At 45.1% G+C, this 950-nt stretch carries 1 protein-coding gene; it reads right to left on the bottom strand.

All coding sequences use genetic code 11. The features are described from left to right. Positions 1 to 219: 219 nt before the first annotated feature. A complete protein-coding gene (locus R7Z49_RS23840) occupies positions 220 to 822 on the bottom strand; it encodes a hypothetical protein (RefSeq protein WP_048608523.1) in 603 nt (200 codons plus the stop codon). Between the last annotated feature and the right edge of the window lie 128 nt (positions 823 to 950).

Here is a 950-nt window from a genome sequence, read left to right as displayed (position 1 = left end):
AACCAGATAATCCGATGAGATGCCGGTCTGTCTCACTCTCATGCAAAGGTAAGATCAACCATTTAATCCGCTTACCCTAAAGAAAGTAACGAAAAAATTAGTTCTATTCATGTAGCTTGGCCAAAAATGACAGTTAAATTCATTTTAATGATTTTGATAGAAAATACAGCAAGATGAAGAGCCCCTTCGAGAGGGGCTGGTTGATGGGAGCCTAGTTGGCTAGTTGGCGGGGTTATCTGTTTCCTCTTCAGTGATATCGTCATCGGTTGAAGGCACCGCTTGCTCAACTTCTGCTTCTTTACCCTTAGCTTGGGCTGATTTTCGTGCTCGAATTTCGATATCAATAATGCGTCGTGCAAGTTTGATAATGCGCTGTTGCCATGCGTAGTTGCCATCAACGCGTTGCTTGTTGCTAAGCACGCTAGACAACCAGAGAGTGTCCATTGAGATCATTAACGCATCGAGTTTGCGCACTAAGCCGACAAACTGGCCAACCTGAGGCGAGCTTATTTTGGCGTTGAAGGTAATCGGGTCGGTGTAGTCAGGTACTTCATCGATACCGTTGGACTCCATCAATTTGTCTAAACGAGCTTGTTCGTTGTCTACCGCCTTAGCGCAATCCTCGATCAACTGGCTAATGATCTGTTCCACTTCATCAATTTCGTTCTCATCGCCGATGATGCGCAGGATGACATCGATTCCGTAAAGCGCACTGACCGTCCGTCTAAAAACACGGTCAACGACACGTTGCGCCTGTAAGCTATTAATTGTGAATGATTGTTCAAAGATGGGTTTTGAGTAATTGGGTCTTGCTTGGGCCATAAGTTTGCTCCTGATATGACAATAATCAGTCCCTAGCCTAATCCTCTGTGCGGTAATGGCCTTTCAGCTAGGTGGAAGAATTGAGCATCTTTCTAACTATCCTGTCTGGATAAGACGGTTACACTGAC

Source organism: Vibrio sp. 1562, from assembly GCF_033340155.1.
GTDB lineage: Bacteria > Pseudomonadota > Gammaproteobacteria > Enterobacterales > Vibrionaceae > Vibrio > Vibrio alginolyticus.
Note: the sequence above shows the minus strand (reverse complement) of the source record. Positions and strands in the feature narration are given on the sequence as shown.